Source organism: Mesorhizobium sp. P5_C1 (assembly GCF_054049815.1).
In genome coordinates this window covers 1-6,163 of sequence record NZ_JBFULQ010000336.1, presented here as the reverse complement: position 1 = coordinate 6,163, position 6,163 = coordinate 1, and the positions used below count along the sequence as shown (strand labels likewise).

At 63.4% G+C, this 6,163-nt stretch carries 5 protein-coding genes and 1 pseudogene; 3 read left to right on the top strand and 3 right to left on the bottom strand.

Annotated features, from left to right (window positions below; all coding sequences use genetic code 11):
• A pseudogene (locus ACXJ7R_RS22320) lies at positions 1 to 551 on the bottom strand (radical SAM protein); the annotation flags it as partial.
• A 496-nt stretch (positions 552 to 1,047) separates the two neighbouring features.
• Between ACXJ7R_RS22320 and ACXJ7R_RS22315 the strand changes: the two are divergent.
• A complete protein-coding gene (locus ACXJ7R_RS22315) occupies positions 1,048 to 1,518 on the top strand; it encodes a nucleoside deaminase (RefSeq protein ID WP_457153748.1) in 471 nt (156 codons plus the stop codon).
• Positions 1,519 to 1,593: 75 nt separating this feature from the next.
• Positions 1,594 to 3,279: a hypothetical protein gene (locus ACXJ7R_RS22310; protein ID WP_457153747.1), complete on the top strand. Its 1,686-nt coding sequence runs from the start codon at positions 1,594 to 1,596 to the stop codon at positions 3,277 to 3,279.
• Between the two features lie 9 nt (positions 3,280 to 3,288).
• Here ACXJ7R_RS22310 and ACXJ7R_RS22305 read toward each other — a convergent pair whose 3' ends face one another.
• Positions 3,289 to 3,975 (bottom strand): D-lyxose/D-mannose family sugar isomerase, encoded by a 687-nt coding sequence (locus ACXJ7R_RS22305; RefSeq protein WP_095086666.1) that lies wholly within the window; start codon positions 3,973 to 3,975, stop codon positions 3,289 to 3,291.
• Positions 3,976 to 4,164: 189 nt separating this feature from the next.
• On the opposite strand from ACXJ7R_RS22305, the gene ACXJ7R_RS22300 reads away from it, so the two are divergent.
• Positions 4,165 to 5,223, top strand: coding sequence for a D-TA family PLP-dependent enzyme (locus ACXJ7R_RS22300; protein ID WP_457153746.1), 1,059 nt, complete (start codon positions 4,165 to 4,167; stop codon positions 5,221 to 5,223).
• 57 nt (positions 5,224 to 5,280) lie between these two features.
• Here ACXJ7R_RS22300 and ACXJ7R_RS22295 read toward each other — a convergent pair whose 3' ends face one another.
• Positions 5,281 to 6,033: a heme ABC transporter permease gene (locus ACXJ7R_RS22295; protein WP_457153745.1), complete on the bottom strand. Its 753-nt coding sequence runs from the start codon at positions 6,031 to 6,033 to the stop codon at positions 5,281 to 5,283.
• Positions 6,034 to 6,163 lie beyond the last annotated feature (130 nt).

Sequence of the window (6,163 nt, the reverse complement as noted above, 5' to 3'; positions counted from 1 at the left end):
GGCATATCCTTCAGGAAATCGTATAGCGGCGCGAGCTGGCCTGATGCAGCGTCGCGCAGTACCGCTTCGAATCTGCCTTCGGCCTCGCCTGCAAACATGGAAATGCCCATTTCGCGACAAGCGTCGAGTTCGACCGCGCTCCCGTCCAGCATGGCCAGGCATCCCGAGACATGGAAGCCGCCCATCGCGACGGCCACTTTCGCGTCGCGGAAGGGTCGAGCAATATCGAGCGCGCGGGGATATTGATTGGACTGGACGCCAATCAGAGCGATCATTCCGAAATTGTCGTGCTGCCGGAGCTTCGCCAACAGCGCCGGAATATCGACCCGCGTGTTGGTCTCGTCGATCGCCATGATGTCGATGGCTACGTCTGAACCGAGGATTTCGCGATCCGCACAATCGGTAGCGATGCCATAGACAGCGGCGAGCGAATTCGACGGGATCATCGCTCGCCACCAGCGAATAACGTATCCGTCATCGTCGTAGTGCGATGGCTTTATCAGGACGAGCTGGAAACGTCGCCCCGCGGCTTTTTGAGAAGAAGCGGACAATACACGCACCCCTCGTTTCAAAAGCCAAAGATAGCACGCAGGACTACGCCTGTCGCCCTGCGGGGTCATAATTAAAGTAGCGGGCGAAGATTGAGGAAAGGCGGGTAGGCCCTTCCTCAACGGCTCGAAGGTCGGTCGTTACTTTCATAATCCGCTGACGATTACCGACTTCGCCAGCCGTTATCTGATCGCCTGCGAGGCGCTCTTCACCACGAAGGAAGCCTATGCCTTCACCAAAATCCCTGTTTTTTCCCTGTGCTTCAGGGAACCGAGACCAGAGACGGGTTCGCTTGAGACTGCCAGCACAGCCACGCAATTTGCCAAGTTAGATCAGCTCGTTGTCCAGGTCCGAGCCGATCGGCGCTCGCCTCCGCGCCACCGACCTTGGAGTAGGTGGACCCTCAAGCGGGGTTAGCTCTTGCCAATCGCGTCGCTTTGGCCGCAATCTCGGCGCGAAGAGCCGCTCATCGGATGTCGGCGTGATGGGGATTTTGCCATGACCCGAGATCAGATGCTCGCCCACCTCCGATCCGCAGACGCGGTCGCGCGCGAGGCGGCGGCGCATGGGCATCATCCGTTCGGTTGCGTGCTGGTCGGGCCGGACGATCACGTGCTGATGCGGCAGGGCAATCTCGACACGGTGCGCCATGCCGAGACCGAGCTCGCCCGGCGCGCCGCGGCGACCTACGAGCCGGAGTTCCTGTGGCAATGCACGCTGGTCTCGACCGGTGAGCCCTGCGCGATGTGCACCGGAACGCTCTACTGGGCGAATATCGGCCGGCTGGTCTACGGCTTCGAGGAGAGTAAGCTTCTGGCGCTCACCGGGAATCATGCGGACAACCCGACGATGAGCCTCTCTTCGCGCACCGTACTCGACTCCGGCCAAAAAAAGATCGAGGTCTTTGGCCCCTTCCCCGAGATCGCGGACGAGCTGATCGCACCACACCGCGATTTCTGGAAGCGCTGACACCGTGTCCGGCCCTCCGCCGGGGCGCTCCGTAAGCGCACTCTGACCAAAGCGCTCGGAGAACTCGGGGGCTTAATGGATCGCTTCAACCTCGGCAGCTACCGCCGCCCCATCTCCACCCACTCGGCGGAAACCCAGCGCTGGTTCGATATCGGCCTGAACTGGTGCTACGGCTTCAACCATGAGGAAGGCATCAAGTGTTTTGAGAAGGCACTCGCAACGGACCCTGATTGCCCGATGGTGCATTGGGGCATCGCCTATGCCGCCGGGCCTTTCTACAATCTGACCTGGAAGGAGCATGGCGAGGCCGAGGCGAACAGCGCGACGAAGCGCTGCTTCGAGCATGTTCAACTCGCACGCGCCAATGCGGCTTCCGCCAGCGAGGTCGAAAGGCGATTGATCGAGGCGCTGGCCTGCCGCTTCCAAAAACCGCATCGGGTGACGCCGCCGGAATTCGAGCAGTGGGATGACGCCTACGCCGCCGCGATGCGGCTGGTGTATCAAATCTTTCCTGACGACCATGACGTGATGGCGCTGCTGGTCGAGGCGCTGATGATGCGTACGGTGCGGCGGTTGTGGAACCTCAAGACCGGTGCGCCGGCGCCGAACTCCGACGTGCTCGAGGCGCTCGCGGTTTGCGAGCGGTCGATCCGGCTTGCCGACGAGGCCGGCATTTCACAGCATCCGGCGATCGTCCATCTGCACATCCATCTCCTGGAAATGTCGACCATGCCGGAACGCGGCATGCGATCGGCGGACCTGCTCGGCGAAATGTGCCCCGATGCCGGGCACATGAACCACATGCCGGGTCACATCTATGTGCTGTGCGGCGCGTACGAGAAGGCCAAGCTCGCCAGCGAGAAGGCGGTTCGCGCCAACGACCTCTATCTCGCCTATGCGGACGAGCCGACCTACTACCTGCTCGGCTGCTGCCACGACCTGCATCTGATGATGTTCACCTGCATGTTGCTCGGCCAGTCCAGACCGGCCCTGTGGGCCGCCGAAAGAGTGCGCAGCCTGGTGACGCGCGACGTGGTCAGCCTTCCCGACCGGCCAAAACTCACGCAGACGGTGGAAGGCTACCACGCGATGAAATCGCATGTTGAGGTGCGCTTCGGCCGCTGGCAGGAAATCATCGACGAACCGGTGACCCGGGAGCCCGGCGTCTATGTGCTGACGGCGGCCATGCAGCACTACGCCAAGGGTGTGGCGCACGCGACGCTGAGGAACTTTGCCGAAGGCGAGCGCGAACGCGAGAAATTCCACCGGCATCTGGAAGGCATTCCTATGGAACGGCGCTTCCTCAGCAACCCGACCCGCGCCTCGCTGGCTGTCGGCGCGGCTCTCCTCGATGGCGAGCTTGCCTATCACCAGGGCCGGCATGAGGTGGCGTATGGCCATCTGCGGCAAGCGGTCGAGCTTGACGACAATCTGTCCTACACCGAGCCGTGGGCGTGGATGCACCCGCCGCGCCATGCGCTGGCGGCGCTGCTTCTCGACCAGGGCCACGCCGAGGAAGCCGAACAGGTCTATCGCGACGATCTGGGTCTGAGCAGCAAGGTGCAGCGCTGCGCCCAGCACCCGAACAATGTCTGGGCACTGCACGGGCTGGTGGAATGCCTGAAGCGGCACGACGAGACCGAAGAACTGCCGGCGCTGCAGGCAAGCCTTGCCACGGCGCTGGCCAAGGCAGACGTGCCGATCACCTCGTCCTGCCTCTGCAGGACGAGCGTACGGTCAGCGCCCAGTTGCTGTCACTGAGCCCCGAAGCTACCCCAGCCACTTCTCATAGTCGGACACCAGCAGGTGCACCGGGGGGACGTCCTCGTCGATGTTGGAGAAACGGCCGATCTGCTCGCGGAACACATTGTCGGTGAGATCGTCATTGACGGTCGACACCTCGCCGATCAGCACATCCTTGCCCTCGGCCCAGAAGGCGTGCCAGACGCCGGGCAGCAGCGTGACGCTCTGGCCCGGGTCGAGCTTCAGGAGCCCGCCCGCCGGCAGCCTGTGGATGGTTCCATCGACAGGCACCGACACCTCGGCCTTGGGATCGATACCCCCGTCGCGATCGTGCATGAACAGTTCCAGCACCAGCTTGCCACCGCCGCGGTTGATGATGTCCTCGGCCTTGATGTTGTGGCGGTGCATCGGCGACAGCTGGTCCTTGCGCGAGATCATGATCTTCTCGGCATAGAGCATGCCCATGCCCTTCTTCATGTCTTCGTAGCGGCCGTTGCGAACCGTGAACAGGAACAGACCGAGTTCATCGAACTTCTCCTGCCCATAGTCGGTGATGTCCCAGCCAAGCCGTGAGGTGAAAACGGCCGAGGAATCGACCTGGCGCGCCTTTGCCTCCTGCGGCGACCAATAGGCGAAGGGCGGCATGATGTAGCCGAACGAGCGGATGAAAGCGTCGGCGTCGCGGATGATGTCGTTGATGGCGGAGCGTTTCATGATCATGGTCCTTCGTGTCGACTTTTCCGACATTCGCATAGCCGAAGCCCGATCCGGTGTCGATCCATCTTGCCGCCCTGCCCGGCCTTGCGGCGTGAGCGCATGGACCACAGATCCGCTGCGCTGGCCGCGTGACATCACGCGCTTTCAGGATCATAAACCCTGCGGATTTCCATGGGGTGACAGACGATGCCGACCATCCACGACCTCGATACGCCATCGATCCTGATCGACGCCGTGCGCGCCGAAGCCAACATTGCCCGCGCCCAGGCCCATGCCGACAAGAACGGGTTGAAGCTTAGGCCGCATATCAAGACGCACAAATTGCCCTATTGGGCGAAGAAGCAGGTCGCGGCCGGCGCCGTCGGCATCACCTGCCAGAAGATCGGCGAGGCCGAGGTGATGGCCGACGCTGGCCTGACCGATATTTTTCTCCCCTACAACATTCTTGGGCGGGCCAAGCTGGAACGGCTTCTGGCGCTGCATGGCCGTGTCACCCTGTCGGTGACGGCTGACAGCGTCGAGACGCTCGAGGGGCTGGCGGCCACCTTCACCGATGCCGGCCATCCTCTGCCGGTGCTGGTCGAGTTCGACACCGGCATGGGCCGCTGCGGCGTGCAGACGTCGGATGAAGCCGTTGCGCTGGCAAGGCAGATCGACAAGGCCGGCGGCCTTGCTTTCGGCGGGCTGATGACCTACCCGGCCGCCGGCCGCGCGGCGGAGGCCGAAGCGTGGCTTGCCGACGTCAGGCAGGCCTTGGCCGCTTCGGGCCTCGCCTGTGACCGCATCTCCAGCGGCGGCACGCCGGATATGTGGCGCTCCAACGAGGCATCGGTCGTCACCGAGTATCGCCCCGGCACCTACATCTATCTCGACCGCTACCAGGTCGCCAAAGGCGTCGGCACTCTCGACGATTGCGCGCTGACGGTGCTGTCGACGGTGGTCAGCCATCCCACAGCAACGCGCGCTATCCTCGATGCCGGCAGCAAGGCGCTGTCCAGCGACACGCTGGGGCTTGCCGATTTTGGCGAACTGCTTGGCGTTGCGGGAGCGCGGGTGACGGGCTTGAGCGAGGAGCACGGCACCGTCACGCTTTCAGACCATGCCAAGCTGCGCATCGGCGAACGCGTCCGCGTCGTGCCCGACCATTGCTGCGTCGTCACCAACCTGTTCAACGAGGTCAACCTGATCGACGGCGACAAGGTGCTGGAAACATTGCCGGTGGCAGCGCGCGGACGGATGGGCTAACCCCACGCCAGCGAGTGCTGCCGCGCGCAGCAAGATTTTTTGAGAACTCGCCGGTCGTCAGCTAGCCTGTCGTGCCGCCACACGCCGCATGGCAATAACCCGGCGGCGGCGAATTTCCGTGCGCATCGCCATCAGGTGCAGCGCGAAGAACAGCACCGTGAAGCCGACGGCCATCACCAGCAGCGGCCACAGCAGGCTGGGGTCGATGGTCGGCCCGCCGAGCCTGAACACCGAAGCCGGCTGGTGCAGCGTGTTCCACCAGTCGACCGAGAATTTGATGATCGGGATGTTGATGAAGCCGACCAGCGTGATGATGGCGGCGGCCCAGGCGGCGCGTCCGGCATCGTCGAGCGCGCGGGTCAGCGCGATGATGCCGAGATACATCAGGAACAGCACGAAGACCGAGGTCAGCCGCGCATCCCAGACCCACCAGGTGCCCCACATCGGCTTGCCCCAGATCGAGCCGGTGATCAGCGCCAGCGCCGTAAAGACCGCGCCTATGGGGGCCGCCGATTTCAGCGCCACATCGGCCAGCGGATGCCGCCAGACCAGAGTGCCAAGTGCGGAGACCGCCATCAGCGTGTAGCACATCATGGCGAGCCAGGCGAAAGGCACGTGGATGTACATGATGCGAACGGTAATGCCTTGCTGGAAATCCTCAGGCGCGGCGAAACTCATATAGAGCCCGACGGCAAGGACCAGTGCGGCGATGGACGCCAGCCATGGCACGACCCTGTCGGCCAGCCCGACAAAGCGCGTCGGGTTGGCAAGATCCATCCAGCCGGTCAGGCGTGAAGTCGTGTCGCTCATGCGGATCTACATAGACCGCTCGTGCGCTTGGGGCAATCGAGCGGTGGTGTCGCAGGCTGCCTCCCTTGCATGGAGGTCACTGCGAAGCAGCGGAGGAGGCCCCACCCGGACCTTCGGTCCGACCTCCCCC

Bases quoted from the DNA above. Each gene is read 5' to 3' on its own strand.
- ACXJ7R_RS22315 (WP_457153748.1), top strand. From the start codon at position 1,048: ATGACCCGAGATCAGATGCTCGCCCACCTCCGATCCGCAGACGCGGTC.
- ACXJ7R_RS22310 (WP_457153747.1), top strand. From the start codon at position 1,594: ATGGATCGCTTCAACCTCGGCAGCTACCGCCGCCCCATCTCCACCCAC.
- ACXJ7R_RS22305 (WP_095086666.1), bottom strand. From the start codon at position 3,975: ATGAAACGCTCCGCCATCAACGACATCATCCGCGACGCCGACGCTTTC.
- ACXJ7R_RS22300 (WP_457153746.1), top strand. From the start codon at position 4,165: ATGCCGACCATCCACGACCTCGATACGCCATCGATCCTGATCGACGCC.
- ACXJ7R_RS22295 (WP_457153745.1), bottom strand. From the start codon at position 6,033: ATGAGCGACACGACTTCACGCCTGACCGGCTGGATGGATCTTGCCAAC.